Annotated in this window: 10 protein-coding genes; 6 read left to right on the top strand and 4 right to left on the bottom strand. The window is 71.5% G+C overall.

What is annotated here, in order from left to right; all coding sequences use genetic code 11:
* Positions 1-43 precede the first annotated feature (43 nt).
* From WMF46_RS07035 to WMF46_RS07050, 4 genes are all read left to right on the top strand, one after another.
* Complete coding sequence (locus WMF46_RS07035) at positions 44-1,174, top strand: serine/threonine-protein kinase (protein WP_437984900.1); 1,131 nt, start codon at positions 44-46, stop codon at positions 1,172-1,174.
* Between the two features lie 197 nt (positions 1,175-1,371).
* On the top strand, positions 1,372-2,487 hold the full coding sequence (locus WMF46_RS07040; protein ID WP_437984901.1) for a prephenate dehydrogenase/arogenate dehydrogenase family protein: 1,116 nt from the start codon (positions 1,372-1,374) through the stop codon (positions 2,485-2,487).
* Between the two features lie 725 nt (positions 2,488-3,212).
* A complete protein-coding gene (locus tag WMF46_RS07045) occupies positions 3,213-5,354 on the top strand; it encodes a response regulator (RefSeq protein ID WP_437984902.1) in 2,142 nt (713 codons plus the stop codon).
* Positions 5,355-6,098: 744 nt separating this feature from the next.
* On the top strand, positions 6,099-6,434 hold the full coding sequence (locus WMF46_RS07050; RefSeq protein WP_437984903.1) for a hypothetical protein: 336 nt from the start codon (positions 6,099-6,101) through the stop codon (positions 6,432-6,434).
* A gap of 716 nt (positions 6,435-7,150) precedes the next feature.
* Here WMF46_RS07050 and WMF46_RS07055 read toward each other — a convergent pair.
* Positions 7,151-9,754 (bottom strand): GAF domain-containing protein, encoded by a 2,604-nt coding sequence (locus WMF46_RS07055; protein WP_437984904.1) that lies wholly within the window; start codon positions 9,752-9,754, stop codon positions 7,151-7,153.
* Between the two features lie 893 nt (positions 9,755-10,647).
* On the opposite strand from WMF46_RS07055, the gene WMF46_RS07060 reads away from it, so the two are divergent.
* Positions 10,648-12,045, top strand: a complete 1,398-nt coding sequence (locus tag WMF46_RS07060) for a hypothetical protein (RefSeq protein WP_437984905.1) — start codon at positions 10,648-10,650, stop codon at positions 12,043-12,045.
* An 82-nt stretch (positions 12,046-12,127) separates the two neighbouring features.
* Here the strand turns inward: WMF46_RS07060 and WMF46_RS07065 are convergent, their stop codons facing one another.
* Positions 12,128-12,613, bottom strand: a complete 486-nt coding sequence (locus tag WMF46_RS07065; protein ID WP_437984906.1) for a gluconokinase — start codon at positions 12,611-12,613, stop codon at positions 12,128-12,130.
* Between the two features lie 99 nt (positions 12,614-12,712).
* On the opposite strand from WMF46_RS07065, the gene WMF46_RS07070 reads away from it, so the two are divergent.
* Positions 12,713-14,029, top strand: coding sequence for a serpin family protein (locus tag WMF46_RS07070; RefSeq protein WP_437984907.1), 1,317 nt, complete (start codon positions 12,713-12,715; stop codon positions 14,027-14,029).
* Positions 14,030-14,267: 238 nt separating this feature from the next.
* Here the strand turns inward: WMF46_RS07070 and WMF46_RS07075 are convergent, their stop codons facing one another.
* Together WMF46_RS07075 and WMF46_RS07080 are read right to left on the bottom strand one after the other, a co-directional pair.
* Entirely contained in the window at positions 14,268-15,656 is a 1,389-nt protein-coding gene (locus WMF46_RS07075; protein ID WP_437980858.1) for an IS1380 family transposase, read from the bottom strand.
* Positions 15,657-15,795: 139 nt separating this feature from the next.
* Positions 15,796-16,446, bottom strand: a complete 651-nt coding sequence (locus WMF46_RS07080; RefSeq protein ID WP_437984908.1) for a methyltransferase family protein — start codon at positions 16,444-16,446, stop codon at positions 15,796-15,798.
* Positions 16,447-16,478 lie beyond the last annotated feature (32 nt).

Raw genomic sequence — 16,478 nt, forward strand, 5'->3', positions numbered from 1 at the left:
CGGGCGGCTGCCCCCGCGCCGGTGCGCGCTGCGGGGAGCTTTGATGAACGCACCTGTCGTCGCAGGGGACGTGATCGCCGAGAAGTACCGGGTCGACAGGATCTTGGGCAGCGGCGAGCTGGGGACAGTGGCCTTCGCGAGCCACCTCGTGCTCCCGCAGCGGGTCGCGATCGAGCTCCTGCTCGCCGACGGCAGCCCGGAGCGCGTGGAGCGCTCGCTCCGGGAGGCGCGCGCGGCGGTGGCGCTCAAGGGGGAGCACGTCGCGCGGGTGCTCGACGTCGGCCAGCTCGCCTCGGGGGTCGCGTACATCGTCACGGAGCACCTCGACGGGCAGGACCTCTCCGAGCTGCTGCGCGGCCGCGGCCGGATCGAGCTCTCGGAGGCCATCGATTGGGTGCTGCAGGCCTGCGTGGCGGTGGCCGAGGCGCACGCCGCGGGGATCGTGCACCGCGACCTCGAGCCGGCGCGCCTGTTCCTCGCGACGACCCCCGGCGGCGCGACGCTCCTCAAGGTGCTCGGCTTCGGCGCGTCCAGGGAGCTGCCCGGCTCGAGCGACGGCGGCGCGCTGGCGCAGACGCGGGAGGAGCTCGGCGCGCCGCTCTACATGTCGCCGGAGCGGATGCGATCCTCGGTCGCCGTCGACGCCCGCGCCGATGTCTGGTCGCTCGGCGCGATCCTGTACCGGCTCCTGACCGGGCGGCCGCCGTTCGAGGCGAGCTCGCTCGCGGATCTCGCGCCGCGCATCGCGAGCGCGGCGCCGGCGCTCCCGAGCGCGCTGCGGTCCGACATCCCCCCTGCCATCGACCGCGTGCTCCTCTGCTGCCTCGAGAAGGACCCTGCGCGGCGGCCCACGAGCGTGGCCGAGCTGGCGATCGCGCTCGCCCCTCACGCGTCGGCGGAGGGCCAGGATTACGTGGAGCGGACCGCGCGGCTCCTCGGCGCGACGCTCCCGCCGCGCCCCCGCGCCTCGCTCCCGACGATCGGGCTCGGGCTCAGCGCGAGGCCCCGTCCGCCCGAGAGCGCCGGACCGAGCTCGGAGGCGGGCCCGGTGACCCAGCGGCACGGCGCGTACGGCGCGCAGGACACGGGGCGCAACAGGGCGCGCATCGCGCTGATCGCCGCCGTCGCATCGCTGCTCGCGATCCTCGGCGTGGCCGCGACGCAGCTCAGGTGAGCCGGCGCCGGCCGAGCCGCCGCGGGCGCAGGAGCGCCGCCTCCGGCCCTCGCCGGAGGGACATCGTCGCCGCGAGCGCGGCAGGATGGGAGAAGCCGGAGAGCCGTCCTGTCTCCCACGGACGCGGTCGCAGAGCCTCGCGGCTATGCCGAGAAAACGTGGCATCCGCGTAGACCGGCTGTCGTAGTATCCGCCGCATGCCGCATTCTCTCCCACATTCCGGGGGCGGTCTCGCTCCGCCCGCGCGCATCGGCAAGGTCGCATTCCTCGGGTATGGCCGCTTCGGTGCGGCGCTCGGGTCGCTGCTCCGCGATGCGGGGATCTCGGTGCGCGCGTTCGACCCTTCTGCGGAGGTCCGCGGCGCCGCGCGGGCCGCCTCGCTCCCGGAGCTCGTGGACGGCGCGGATCTCGTCATCGTCGCCGTCCCGGTGCCGGCGGTGCGCGAAGCCCTGCTGTCGCTGCGGCCGCACCTTGCGCCGGGGCAGCTGGTGGCCGACGTGGGCAGCGTGAAGAGCGTGCCGGCGAGCGCCATGGCCGAGGTGCTCGGCGAAGGCCGGCCCTGGGTGGCGACGCACCCGCTGTTCGGTCCGGCGAGCCTCGCCCGCGGCGAGCGCCCGCTGCGCGTCGTCGTCTGCCCCAACCCTGCGCACCCGGACGCGGTGCGCCGCATCGTCGCGCTGTTCGAGCGGATCGGCTGTCAGGTGCTGGAGCAGGCGCCGGAGGAGCACGACCGCGTCATGGCCTTCACGCACGCGCTCGCGTTCTTCATCGCGAAGGGCATGATGGACGCGGGCGTGCCCGCTGGCGCGCCCTACGCGCCGCCCTCGTTCCAGGGCATCGCGCACACGATCGAGACGGTGCGCGTCGACGCGGGGCACCTGTTCGCCGCGCTGCACCGCGAGAACCCCTTCGCGGGCGAGGCGCGCCGCCGCCTCATCGACGCGCTCGTCGCCGTCGATCGAAGCCTCGACGTCCCGACCAAGGACGCCGCGCCCGAGGACCTCGCCGCGCTCGCGATCCCCGATCTCGGCGCGCTCTCTCCCGAGCTCCGCGAGACGCGGGAGCTCATCGACGACCTGGATCTGGAGCTCGTCGGCCTGCTCGCGCGGAGGGCCGAGCTCGTCCAGCGCGCCGGGCGCGCCAAGGCCACGATCGGGGCGGCGGTCCGGGATCCGGTGCGCGAGGCGCGGCTGATGGAGTCGCGCCGCCGCTGCGCCGTCGAGCTCGGCCTCGACCCCGACGGCGTCGCCGAGATCTTCGAGGTGATCCTCCGGCACTCGCGCTCGCTCCAGGAGCGGCGCTCCGCCGTCTAGCGCGCGGCGCAGGCGACCGGCTCCTCACACCGAAACACGAGGCACACCGAGCGCGTCGAGCGGGTATCGACAGAGAGTCAGGAGAGCATCGATGCCTAGCTCTCCGCGCCACTTGCGTCGGTTTTCTTCGTGTTTCTCCGATTCTCGCGCTGCTATCACGGCCTCTTCGAGGGGGCGCTCGGTGGCGCTCGGTGGCGCACGAATTCCTCTTTCCACCCTGGCGTGCTCCGGTGTAGGGTCTGCGTGCGGGAATCATGCAGCGGCGTCAGGCGCCCCCTTGTGGATACTGCAGGTGAGGCCTGGGTCGCAGATAAGACAGCGCCTCGATTACGATACGAGCTCGTCGGCGCAGGGCAGCGCACGGGAGGGGCTGGAATGGATCTGCGGAGCGGCCATGCCGGGCGGGCCGAGCGTCCCGGGGCTGAGCGTGGCCGGCGTGCGCTCCGCGCGCCGGCGCCCCTGCGCAGGGCCGCCTCCGGGAAGGCCCTCCGGCGCCCGGAGAGGCGCTCCGGCAGCGGGCGGGCGTGCTCACCCTCCGCCGCGGGCGCGCGCTGCATCCCTGCGGCGACGTGGTTTCCCAGAGCCTCCTCGCGCGGAGCGCTGGAGCGGGCTGGAGCGGACGCGGCAGACGCCGCCCGAAAGCGGTGGACACAGCCCCATTCCTGAGGATGCTGCGAGGCTGGCCGCGGCGCTGACACGGAGCAAGGGGGGCAAGGAGACGCGGGATGAGGGCAGAAGTAGGCAGAGTCAACATCCTGATCGTTGACGACAGGCCTGAGCAGCTCCTCTCCCTGGAGGCAGTCCTCGCGCCGCTCGGCGAGAACATCGTCAAGGCGGCGTCCGGGAGGGAAGCGCTTCGCCATCTCCTTCAGGAGGAGTTCGCGGTCATCCTCCTCGACATCCAGATGCCTGAGATAGATGGGTTCGAGACGGCGACGCTCATCCGCAAGCGGCGGAGCACGCTGCACACGCCGATCATCTTCCTGACGGCGCACACCGAGCGCGTCTATGTCGAGCGCAGCTATTCGCTCGGGGCGGTCGATTACATCATGACCCCGTTCGCCCCCGAGGTCCTCCGCACCAAGGTGTCAGTCTTCGTCGATCTCTTCAAGAAGACACAGAAGATCAAGCTCCAGGCGGAGTCGCTGCGCGCGCACGCGGAGCAGCTCCAGCGGCTCAACCGCGCCGCGCTCACGATCAACTCGGCCCTGTCGCTCGACGCCATGGTCGCGGCGATCACGGAGGCGGCCCGCGACGTCGGCGGCGCCCATCAGGCGATGACCCTCGTGAAGCTGGAGCGGCCCGGTGAGCGGGCGCGGACCGCGGTGTCGCTCTCGGAGCGGTACACGACGTTCCAGAAGGAGGCGCCTCCCCCCATCGCCGGCAAGCTGTGCGCGCTCGTCTGCGCCAGGAACAGGCCTCTCCGGCTGACGCAGCGAGAGCTCTCGCTGCACCCGGAGTGGCTGGACAACGGCGGGCAGAGGCCGCCGCCGCGGGGGTACCTCGCGGCGCCCCTCACCGCGGCCGACGGCCAGAACATCGGGACCATCCAGCTCTCGGATCGGAACGACGGCGAGTTCTCCGACGACGACGAGACCGTCCTCGTGCAGCTCGCGCAGCTCGCTTCCATCGCCATCCAGAACTGCGTGCACGCCGAGGCGCGCGAGGCGAACCGCCTGAAGGACGAGTTCCTCGCCACGCTTTCCCACGAGCTGCGCAGCCCGCTGAACGCGATCCTCGGCTGGACGCACCTCCTGCGGTCCGAGCCGTTCGATGAGCAGCGGGTGTCCCACGGGCTCGAGGTGATCGAGCGCAACGTGGCCGCGCAGACGAAGCTCATCGAGGATCTCCTCGACGTCTCGCGGGTCACGACGGGCAAGCTGAGCATCAGCGCCGCGCCGATGGCGCTCGCGCCAGTCGTGGAGACCGCCATCGACGCGATCCGCCCCGCCGCCGAGGCGAAGGGCCTCACGATCGACGTCTCGCTCGACCCCGACATCGAGGTGAACGGCGACGCGGATCGGCTGCAGCAGGTCGTCTCGAACCTCACGTCCAACGCGCTCAAGTTCACCCGTCCCGGGGACCATATCCTCGTCTCCCTCCGGCGGGCCGGCGCGACGGCGGAGCTCACGGTGCGCGACACGGGGGAGGGGATCGCGCCGGATTTCCTCCCGCTCGTCTTCGAGCGCTTTCGTCAGGCCGACAGCACGAGCCGCAGGACGCACGCGGGCCTCGGCATCGGGCTGTCCCTTGTGCGCCATATCGTCGAGATCCACGGCGGCTCGGTCGTGGCCGACAGCCCTGGGTTGCACAAGGGGTCGACGTTCGTGGTCCGGCTCCCGCTCCTCGGGGTCGAGCGCAGCTCGCTCCCGGCGCTCGCGAGGGAGGGACGGTCGCGCTCGCTCGCTTGTTCGGAGTCCGCGTCCAATCTCGGCGGGCTCCGCGTCCTGCTCGTCGAGGACGACGCGGACGCCAGGGAGCTCCTTCAGGAGGTGCTGTCGCAGCACCACGCCGAGGTGACGGCCGTGGCTTCGGCCCACGAGGCGCTCGCGGCGTTCTGCGCGGATCTCCCGCACGTGCTCGTGAGCGATATCGCCATGCCGGGCGAGGACGGCTATGAGCTCATCCGCGCCATCCGCCAGCGCCCGCCGCAGGCCGGCGGCGATCTGCCCGCGCTGGCCCTGACGGCCTATGCTCGCAAGGAGGACCAGAAGCGCGCGCTCGACGCCGGCTTCCACATGCACGCCACGAAGCCGATCGAGCCCGCCGCCCTCGTGGCCGCCGTGGCCAGCCTCGCGGCCCGGGCCCGCGCAGGCGACCTCCCCTGCGCCCGGGAGCGAGGGTCGAGCGAGGAGATCAACCCGTGAAGAGCGCGCGGAGACGAGGGGCCGCGGGCGCTCCATAGCGGCGCGCCTCCGCGTTCTCCGTCGCTCGCACATCCAACCTGAGCTCGCTCGCTACCTCGCCCGCCCCGCCAGCGATATCGGGTCTCTCCCCAGCGTGCCTGCGCTCATGAGCAGGGACGAGGACCATGGCCGATGGGCATCGGGCCTGGGACTTGCACTTCTTGCACTTGATGACGCGAACGTGTCCTCATGACCAGACCGGGAGCCGACCCATCGGGGGCCAGACGAGGCGCGTCCGCGCTGCAGTCGGGCTCTGTTCGCGTGTTGCGCGGCGCCGGCGCAGCTCCTCCAGGCCGCTCACGCGAGGAGGCTTTGGCTCATGGGGCCCTCACCTCTGGAGGTCAATCCGTTATGGCGGATGAGCTGTCAGGCGCAGTCGCTCTTCACGCGTCAGGTTCGCCCGCGCCGATGTGGGCGAATGTGCTTGACCAGCGGGAGCTCACGGGGGGGCACCCACATGCAACGATGATGCAGTGAGACAAAAAGCTTGCGTAATCCAGTATGGTGGCTTATCGTCCACCATAACGGAATCCCCACGGAGTTGACACCGGCCCATCGAATGCAGCGTGCTCATAGCGCTTTTTAGGGCGCACATTTTGCGCGAATTTGCGTGGATTGAGTCGCTTGGCGGTGTGGAGCGGTGATCGGCGCGGGGTTCTGCCGAGTCATTCTTTGGGGGGGACAACCCAACGGAGAGAACGAACCATGAACGCTTCGAAGAGCATCTTTGCAAGCGCGCTGCTGCTAGGCGCGACCATGATGATGATCGGCGCCGGATGCGGCGATGACGATGGGACCACCACCACCTCCTCCACGACGACGAGCTCGGCGTCGGGCACGGGCGGCGAAGGCGGCGAAGGCGGCGCCGGCGGCGAGGGTGGCGCGGGTGAGGGCGGCGGCACCGGCGGCGAGGGTGGCGCGGGCGAGGGCGGCGGCACCGGCGGCGCGGGTGGCGAGGGTGGCGCGGGCGAGGGCGGCGGCACCGGTGGTGCCGGCGGCGCTGGCGGCGCCGGCGGCGCGGGCGGCGCGGGCGGCGCCTGAGACGAGCGCGTCGATAGCGGCCATCCCTCGCCGAGCCCGCGGTACGGCGGGCGGGGGATAGGCTGTTGGAGCGCCACTCATCACCTCCCGTCCCCATGCGTCTTCGCGGCTGCATGCCTTGGTCGGGCGTTGTTCGGCGCTCTATCGCGATGTGCAGGTTCGTGGGATGCTAGCTCGACCGCCAGGCCAGCGCGTTAGGCGTGCGAACGTGCGCTGAAGCGAGCCGAACGACGCGGATGAGCCCGTAGCGCACGAAGTTGCGCCGCGCTGTAGGCTCGGGAATCACGGGTAGGCTGGGAGACGGCAGGTGCTTGTGTCTTCCCACCGTCTCGTGGTGTCCCGAGCATTTTGATTTCGGAAACTGTGTCTGTCAGCGCCGGCCTCGAGGGGCCGGGTGCAGGACGGCGTGCGCTGCTGCCGCGCGCTCTACCGCGCTGCCACGTGTCTTTCGCGCTGCGGCGCGCCTTGTTCGCACGGCTGCATTCCCCTTCGCGCTTGTACGCATCTCGGACGGAGCCATGGCGTAGACGCGCTCGCGCTATGCATGTTTTGCGGCCCCTCTGGTGCCGGCGTCATGGATTTTTCAGAGGGGATGTCCCTCAGCGATGTGAGCTTTGCCCACGGCGCCCCCCGCGAAGCCTCGCTGAAGCTCTCCCCTTCCTGGCGGGGAATCCTGTCGGGCGGGACGGACCCGGACGCACCCCGCTGCAGCGGGGCTAGCGCGCCTCGTTGCAGCGCCGCAGCTCGCTCGTGGGGCTAGCGTCGCGGTTGCACGCGCGGAGCTCCTCGGTGAGGCGAGCGACCTCGTCGACGAGGGCTTCATTGCAGCGACGGAGCTCGCGCGAGGTGCTCTGCGCGTCGCGATGGCGCAACGCGTTGTGCACGGCCACCGCCGCCTGCGATGCGAGGAGGCCGCAGAGCTCGACCTGGCCGGCGCGGAACGCGCCAGCGGTCGCGCCGTTCTCCGCGTAGAGCACGCCCGTGAGGCGGCCCTGATGCGTCATGGCGAGGCACAGGATCGATCGAAGGCCGCCCTCGAGCAGGTAAGGGTCGTCCGCGAACCGCTCGTCCAGGGCCGCGCTGGTGAGGGCGATCGGCTGCTGTGTCTGGGCGACGTGCTGGACGACGCTCGCGGCGAGATCGGCGGTGGAATCGAGCGGCGTCGCAGGTCCGAGGCGGACCCCTCCGCGGTCGCCGTCGAGCTCGGCCTCGATGGTCAGCGCGCCGTCGCGCGCGAGGACCAGCACGGCGCGCTGCGCCCCCGCGCTCTCGCTCAGGGCCCGGAGGAGCCGCTCGAAGAGGCGCTCCAGGACGAGCTCCCCGCAGAGCGCGCGCGAGACGCGGAGGAGGGCGAACGCGTCGAGCGACGTGGGGCGCTCCGTGCTCGCCGGGAGTGAGGACTCCGGCGGACGGCTCTGCTGCCCGACGAGCGCGGCGCGCGCCACGAGGTGCGGGTACTTTCGCGACAGCTGTCGCGCTTTGGCCTGCGCGCCCCACCGCAGATAGCCCTCGTGGGCATCGGCCATGTAGACGTGGGCGATCCTCTCCCTGCCGCTCGCCAGGTGGAACTTCGCGCAGAGCTCGCTGGCGAGCGCCTCGTCCCGGACGAAACCGTTCACCTTCGCCGACTCGATCGCCTGATCGTAGAGCTTCATCGCCGCGAGCTCCTCGCCGGCGGCGCGCGCGGACTCCGCGCGGAGGAGGAGGTGCTTGTGACGGTAGTTGTCCGGGCACCGCTCGCCCCACTCCGAGAACCGATCCCGGTAGCTCGCCACCGAGACGGTGGTCAGCTGCCGGCCGCGCGCCAGCGCGGGCGAGAGCAGCGTCAGGCAGGTGTAGAAGAACACCTCCGTCGCGAGGTGATCGTCGACGCCGCCCTGCATCCTCGCCTCGGCCAGCGAGCCCATCCGCAGCGCCCCCTCGTAGTCCTCGTTGAGGAAGCAGATCTGCTGCCGCAGCGCGTAGTGGACGCGCGCGGCGGCGCCGTGCGCCGGCGCCGAGAGCTTCGCTTCATCCGCTGCGTCGTCGAGATCGCCGTGGCTGGGTGGGCGGGACGTGCCGGCGCGCGTCGCGTCCATCAGGTCGTCGAGCGCGCGGCGCACCCCGGTCAGCGCGAGGGCGGCGAGCTCCTCCCGCGCGCGCCGCACCAGCGAGAGGAACCCGTCGACCTCGGCCCGCACCGCCTCGCACTCGTCGCCGAGCCCGAACCGAACGAGCGCGGTGTGGACGCACGCCTGGGACAGGTAGGTGAGATCGCCCGTCCTGTGCCCCGCCTCGAGCGCGGCCTGAAAGAGATCGAGGCTGGAAAGAAGGTGATCGGTGAAGACGCTGACGTGGGCCCCGAGCACGACGCGCAGCCGGCACGAGAGCTCGGGCTGTCCGGACCTCTCGTTCATCTCGAGCGCGAGCTGGCCGAGCTCGTAGGCCTCGTCGTAGCGGCGGAGCACCCGCGCGGCGACCCAGGCGTAGGCCATGTAGCCGTACGAGGAAACTCCGCCGTGGCCGTGCTCCAGCGACAGGTTGACCTGCCTGGCCGCGATGAACGTGCAGAGCGGCGGGTTCACCGTTGCGGCGGGGAGCATCAGGGCCATGAGGAGCCGGAGCGCCGCGCGGGTCCGGGCGTCCGACGCCTCGGGCTCGTCGAGCAGATCCTTGAGCCGGCGCGTGCCGAGCGCGGCGCGCGCGGCCGCGAACTCGGCGTCTGCGGCCGCCTTTCGCCCCGGCCCGTCCTCGGGGAGGGGGACGCCGAGCATCGCGAGGGCCGTCTTTCCGAGCGCCACCGCCTCGTCGAGCCGGCCCTGCGTTGTGTACACGGCGATGCGCAGCTCGTGCGCCCTGGCCCGCTCGAGATCCGAGCGCGCCTCCGCCGCGAGCACGTCGAGCAGCGCCTCCGCGCGCTCGAGCCGGCCGCCGAGGTGCGCGCACTCGGCCGCCTCCGCGTGCAGCGAGAAGGCGATCTCGTGGTCTCGCTTGAAGCTCCCGTCCGGCAGCGCCGCGATCCCGGCCTCGAAGAGATCGGCGGCCGCCGGGGTCGCGCCCCGCTCCCTCGCCTTGCGGCCCGCGGCGAGGTTCATCGCGGCGAGCGCCGCCCGCTCGCGCGGCTCGACGATCAAGGGCGCGCCGAGGTTCAGGTGGTGCGCGGCCTCGAAGAGCGCCTCGTCCGAGCGCTCGCGCTGCGATCGCGCCTCGGCCATACGCCCGAGGCGCAGGTGGACCGCGCGCCGCTCCGCGTCAGGGAGGGCGGCGTAGGCGTCGATGTCGACCTTCAGCACCTGCGCACGCGCGGTGCGCTCGTCAGCGGGCTTGCAGAGCAACTTCATCGCCATCTCCGAGGCGATCGCGGGGGGCGCCGGCGGCGAGGGCGGGGCTGGCGCGGGGGGCCGCGCAGTCGCGTCTTCGCTCGCAGGGAGCTCCGTCGTGATCGTAGATGGGTAGGGGATCATGGAGCGGCCGGCGCCCGCGGTCGCGGGCTCCTCCAGCGGGAATACGTCCGCCGGAGTCGGGTGGCAGCATCCTACCTTAAGTGGGCGTGGGTGCGCTACGGTGGTAGACGCCCGTCTTTCCGTTCTGCGCGCGCCGACGGCCACCCGCGGAGCCGGGGGAGGGCGGCCTCGGGGTCCGCGCGGGCGCCCCGCCCGCGGCTCGCGGCTCCTGATGCCCGCCCCGGCGTCAGGGCCGTCCCGGCGTCAGGGCCTTGCGCGCGAGCAACCCGCCCCATCGCCTGCGCCTCGCCGGGCCAGGCGACGTTCAAGATGCCAGTCGCCCGCGCCTCGACGGCAGCGGCGAGCGACTCGACCCTATTTCGACCATCGATGATCTGGATAGGGAACAGGCGGTGTCCAGGGCGAGAGATGCCCTATCCATCTCTGTCGGCGCGCGCGTGCCAGCGCGCGAGTCGAACGATCGCGCGACCTGGGTCGAATGGCCGGTTCGCCCTGGAGCGACGGTGCGAAGAGGACATGAGGCGGCGCCGAACGAACGCGTCCTCCTGCCCCGGATGAGCCCGCATCCAGCGAGAAAAGTTTGGAGTTTTCAACTTCGCGAGAAGCTTGAAAGGCGCGGGCCATGGTCCGCATCCTGCAATGTTTCCAGTGTGCCCGCGTCGAGGCGGGAGAGGAGATTCAGTATGTGGTCTGTCTTGAGAGCACGGAGCGCCCTCTGCGGCGTCATCTGCTGTGGCGCCGGGTGTATGTCCTCGGAGGCTGCGGACGCTGTGTCGGAGGGCGAACCCGGAGGCGACAGCGGCGGTGCGGCGCGGGCGAACGCCGAGCACGCCTCGCCTCCCGGGATGTGCGAGATGGGGGCAGTCGGCCCCGGGGGCGTGTGTCTGGGTGCCGCGGTCGCACCCAGCGGGCGGCTGGCCGGCGCGGCCGGGCTCGGCGACAGCGAGCGGGCCGAGCGGGCGTGCCGGCAGAGATCGTTCAGCCGGCAGTATCCTGGCAAGGGCGCGACCCTGCGCGGCTTCACGGTCGACGGCGCCGGCCGCGCGTTGCTCGCCGGCTCCTTCGAAGGGGAGCTGACCTTCGGCAGCACCCGGCTGCGGAGCGCGGGCGCGACGGACGCCTTCGTGGCCGAGCTCGACGCGTGCGGCGCTCCGCTCTGGAGCAAGCAGTTCGGCGACGGCACGGCGCAGAGCGCCATCGACGTGGCCGCGAGCAGCGGGGGTCAGTCGCTCGTGTTCGGCGATTTCTCCGGCACGGTCCGCTTCGGCGCGCACCGGCTGACGGCGGCGTCGCCTTCGGGCGCGGACCTGTTCCTCGCGAAGCTCGGCCCGCGCGGCGCGGCGAGCTGGGCGGCGCAGATCTCCGCGGAGGAGGACGCGATCCTGAGCGGCACGGCGCTCGCCGCCGATGGCCGCGGCGGCGCGCTCGTGCTCGGCAGGCTGGAGGGGGCCGCGAAGGTCGCCGGCGCGCGGATCGAGCGGCGGGCGATCGGCGCCTTCGTCGTCCGGCTCGACGCCTCGGGTCGCTTCGCGTGGGTCAGCCTGCCGCCGAGCGGCTCCGACAGCGACGAGATCGGCATCGAGGTCGACCGCGACGGGAACGCGATCCTCGCGAGCCAGGACGGGCGGGGCACGGCGACGTTCGTGACCAAGCTGGACCGGAACGGAGAGCTCGTGTGGCACAAGCGGTTCCGTGGCTCGCCGGATCAGCTCGAGGAGGCGTACGACCTCGCCGTGGATCCGGAAGGCGCCGCGTTGCTCTCCGGCAGCGGCGTCTTCGGCGAGCCCGATCTGCCGGGCGGCCCGCGGCCGTTCGTCGCCAAGATCGGCCCGGATGGCCGTGTGATCTGGGTGAAGCGCTTCGACGCGCGGAGCCCCCGCCGCATCACGGCGAGCGGCGAGCGCGTGGTGCTGGCAGGCGACGCGCTGTGCGCGTCGGCGGATGAGCCGGCGTCGTGCAGCGCGTGGGCGGCCGGGCTCAGCTCGAGCGGAGAGGAGCAGTGGACCCGGCGCATCGGCGCGGACGTCCACGTCTCCGGGCTGGAGATGGATCCGTGGGAGAGCCCGATGCTGGCCGGGTCCTTCCAGGGCACGATGGCGCTCGGGGGCGAACGCCTCTCCAGCGACCAGGGCGCGCTCTTCCTGACCCGCTTGCCGGACCCGGGCTGACCGCGCGCGGGCGCTCGGGTCCTCCCGGAGAGATCGCCTGGAAAGCGCCCGGCGCCGGCAGGCGGCGCGGCGCTGGCCCGGCTCACACGCCGAGCGCGCGGCGGACGGCGGCGACGATCTCCTCGGGGGGGCCGCCGACGTCGACGCGGATCGCGTCCTCGGGCGGCTCCAGCGCGGCGAGCTGCGTCGAGAGGAGGCCGGGGGGCATGAAGTGATCCTTGCGCGCAGAGAGGCGCGCGGCGATCAGCGCTGGATCGCCGGTCAGGTGCACGAGGCGCATCCGCGCGGGGTCGACGAGCAGCTGCGCGCGGTGCGCCGCCTTGAGCGCCGAGCAGGCGAGCACGGCGCCGCGCCCCTCGTCGAGGAGCTGGCGGATACGCGCGGTGAGCGCCGCGATCCACGGCGCGCGATCCCGATCGTCGAGCGGCTTGCCGGCGCGCATCTTCTCGATGTTGGCGGCGGGGTGGAAGTCGTCGGCGTCGACGAGCTCCCATCCGAGCTCGCGCGCAAGGCCCGCCCCAACCGTCGTTTTCCCGGCGCCGCTCACGCCCATCACGAGCACGATCACGGGCGCCGCGCCTCTCCGAGGGCTGTCTCTCGCGCTCTCCGCATGGTGGGAGCCATCCTATCATGGGCGGTTCGGCACGCCCCCTGCTGCGCCGGGCGTATGCGTAGGCCTCCGATCCCTGTGGTCCTGTTGCCATTTTCCCTGCTCTGCGCCGGTTGCTCCTCTGGCGGCGCCGAGCCGGAGCCGCGGCCCTCGCCGTCCGGGTGCGCCGATCCGGGCACCGCGGGCTGCGTCGTCGCCTCGGACAGGCAGCGGGCCCGCGCGCCTCGGGTGCCGGAGGCCGACGCCAGGGAGCTCGCCCTCGGCAACACGGAGTTCGCGCTCGAGCTCTACCGCCGGATCGGCGCCGCGCCGGGCAACCTCTTCTGCTCGCCGTACAGCGTGTCGAGCGCGCTGGCGATGACGTACGCCGGCGCGCGCGGGGAAACCGCGGAGCAGATGGCGCGCGCGCTGCGGTTCACGCTGCCGCAAGCGCGGCTCCACCCGGCGTTCAACACGCTCGATCTGGCGCTCGCGCGCCGCGGCGAGCGCGCCGAGGGGCGGGACGGCAAGGGGTTCCGGCTCCACGTGGCCAACGCGATCTGGGGGCAGGTCGGCTCCGCGTTCGTGCCGTCGTTCCTCGACGTGCTGGCGGAGAGCTACGGGGCCGGGCTGCACGTCGTCGACTTCGTCCAGGCGCCCGACGAGGCGCGGGGGATCATCAATGGCTGGGTGGCCGAGCGCACCGAGGACCGCATCAAGGACATCCTGCCTGAAGGCGCCCTCGGGCCCTCGACCCGGCTCGTGCTGACGAACGCCATCTACTTCAACGCTGCCTGGCAGTTTCCGTTCGAGGAGGAGGAGACGACTCCGGGGAGCTTCACGCTGGCGGACGGCTCCGCGGTGTCCGTGCCGATGATGACCAACCACGCGCAGGTCCGTTATGGCGAGGGCGACGGCTACGAGGCGCTGGAGCTGCCCTACGACGGCGGTGAGCTGTCGATGGTGCTCGTGCTCCCGTCGGAGCTCGGCGGCTTCGAGGCGGGGCTCGATGCGGAGCGGCTGGATGGCGTCCTCGCCTCCCTCGGGTCGCGGAGCGTCACGATGGCGCTGCCGCGGTTCAAGATCGCCTCGACCCTGGATCTCGCCCCGCCGCTCGAGGATCTGGGGATGCCCGCCGCCTTCTCCGATCGCGCGGATTTCTCGGGGATAAGCGTCCAGGGCGGCCTGTTCATCACCGATGTGCTCCACGAAGCGTTCGTCTCCGTGAACGAGGCGGGCACCGAGGCGGCGGCTGCGACGGCGGTGGTGATCGGCGAGACGTCGGCGCCCGAGCCCGCCGCCATCCGCTTCGACCGCCCGTTCCTCTTCGTCATCCGGGATCGCGCGACGAGCGCGATCCTGTTCGTCGGCCGCGTGGCCGACCCGTCGAGGTAAGAGCGCCGGGTCCGGACGAGCGAGGCATCCTGCGACAGGCGTTGCATCCTGCCCTATGGCGCCGCGTGCCCGCCTCTAAGCGTGGATTTCGCGCCTACGGGGCACGAGTGGGCCGACGGCGACGCGCGAGTGGCGTTCCGCCGACGAATGCGACGTCGATTACAATCGGGTGCGCTCAGCGCGGCGCAAAGGCACACGCCCCCCTTACCCCCCACCATGATTTCGGCTGGTTCTGGGCTCAATTGAGCCGGCGAGCGAGCTGCGAGCGCTCCGGCACGTGCAGCTTCGTGCACCGACTCGAGCGGGCCAACCTTCCAGGGACGAGGATCAGCGCGCGCCGCAACCACGGCGTTCGCCAGGTCGCGAGGTGCGGAACATGGTCGAGGACATACCGGCGCATCAGGTTGGCGGTCAGCAACTTCAGCAGCAGCGCGGCATGATTGGCGTTGAAGCTATGGCTCGGCACGCGACCGCATCCCCATCCGTGCTTGAGATCGCCGATGAGTGGCTCGATGCCCGCGCGCAGGTCATACCGCGCCGCGACGTCTTCCGGCGCTTCGACCGGCTCGTTGGTCAAGAAGACCTGCACCGTGTAGTCGAGGCCCTCCCAGAGGTAGATCTGCTTGCCGTTCTCCCGATCGCGTGTGCGTACGGCGATCACGCGGACTCCATTCGGCCAACCGCTGCGCCGGAAGGGGACCTCGGTCACCTGCCGTCGAGGACGACCGTCGGCATCCCGGTCGATGGTACGCCATCCGGTGGCGTACGCGACCCTGCCGACCAGATCAGGGCTCATCCGCGCCTTGGTCAGGAAAAAGCATTCCTTCGTGGCGACGGCGTGCATCAAGGCGCTGCAATCCCCCGCGCCGTCGATCCGCACGTAGATGGCCGCGCTCGGCGCTGCGGCGCGCGCCCGGTCGATGCACTCCTCGACGAAGGGCACATCGGCTTCGCCGAAGCTCGTGTCGCCCGGTCGCAGCTTGGCCCCGACAATGGCCTCGACCTCGGCGATGCGCGCCAGGATCGGATGATAGCTCGGCCGGCCACGGTAGCGTGGGTTCGGGCCCGGAAGTGCCCCCTCTTGCATCCCGAAGAGCGGCTCCACGGTCGTGTCGACGTCGATGTGCACGAAACGGTGCTTTCGGCGAGCAACGAGGGCGAGCCCGTGGTCGACGACCATGCTGTGCAGCGCTTCGAGCGCCTCCTCATCGAACCGGCACAGGTCCCGGTAGACGGTGTCGATGCTCGGGACGACGCCGCCGGCGAGACGCACGAAGAGCGGATCGACGGCGAGCGCCTCGATGCCGAAGACGCGCTCCTCGCCGGCGAGCGCGCTGTCCATCAGCAGGCGCATCTGCGCAGCCATCGGGTAGATGACCGTGCGGCCGGTCTTCAGCCGGGAGAACCAGCGGCTCAGGGCCGCGTCGATGCCGAGCTCGCGGATGAAGGCGCCGAACGGGGCGAGCCCTGCGACGCCCGTCAGGTTCTTCTCCGTGGGCTCGACGTGAATGCTGCGAGGGTCTGGCCGCCGGATTCGCTCTTGGTGCCGTCCGTCGCCTTTCCTCTTGAACCCGAGCTCGCGTCGACGCACCTTGGAGGTGCTCGGCGTGTGCCTTCGTTTGGTCATAGCAACCCGGACGGGTCGCCACGCCGAGCCTTTCTTTCAAGGACTTCCGTTTACGACGGCGGATTTCTCACGCCTCGGATCGGTTTCGTAGGCGCGAAATCCACGCTAAGTGAGGGGGCGCGCGCCGCGCGAGCCCTCCTCAGTAGAGGCGGGGGACGAGCCGCGCGGACGTCCGGCGCGCGTAGTCGTCGTATTCCGGAAAGGTGTCGCGCAGCACGCGCTCCTCGTATCCCATGCGGATGACCTGCAGGATCATCTCGACCGTGTAGATCAGGACCGCGGCGATGGACGGATAGATCAAGATGATTCCCGTCCCCTGGATCAGGGTGGCGAGATAGACAGGGTGGCGCACGAGCCGGTAGGGGCCGCTCGTGATGAGGCGTCGCGCCTCGGGCATGACGCTGAACGACTTGCCCAGCCACCCGATGCTGACCACGGCGAGCGCCATTCCACCGACGATGAGCATCGTGCCAACCACCAGACGGCCGGGCATCGGCGGGGTCTTGGGCAGCCATGCGATGCTCGCCGGCAGCAGGCCGGCGGCGAGCGCGGTGATGCGAGGTACGACGCCGCTCAGCTTGCGTACAGGGCGGAGGCGAACGAGCGTGAACGCCGCGACGAGCAGCAGGTAGGCCTCGGTGGCCACGAGCGAGGCCACCGTCGTCCCGTATGTGAGCCCCCTGGGTCCGCTCCAGAGAAACAGGTGAGCATAGAGTTCGCGCCCGACGAACAGGGCGTTATAGAGCATGAGGACGGCGAGCGGCAGCCGCATCGCGAGGTCGTAGATCACCGCGCCATTCATTGTATCCCCCCTTACTTCGC

Origin of the sequence: Sorangium sp. So ce117 (assembly GCF_051524395.1) — a bacterium.
GTDB lineage: Bacteria > Myxococcota_A > Polyangia > Polyangiales > Polyangiaceae > Sorangium > Sorangium cellulosum_B.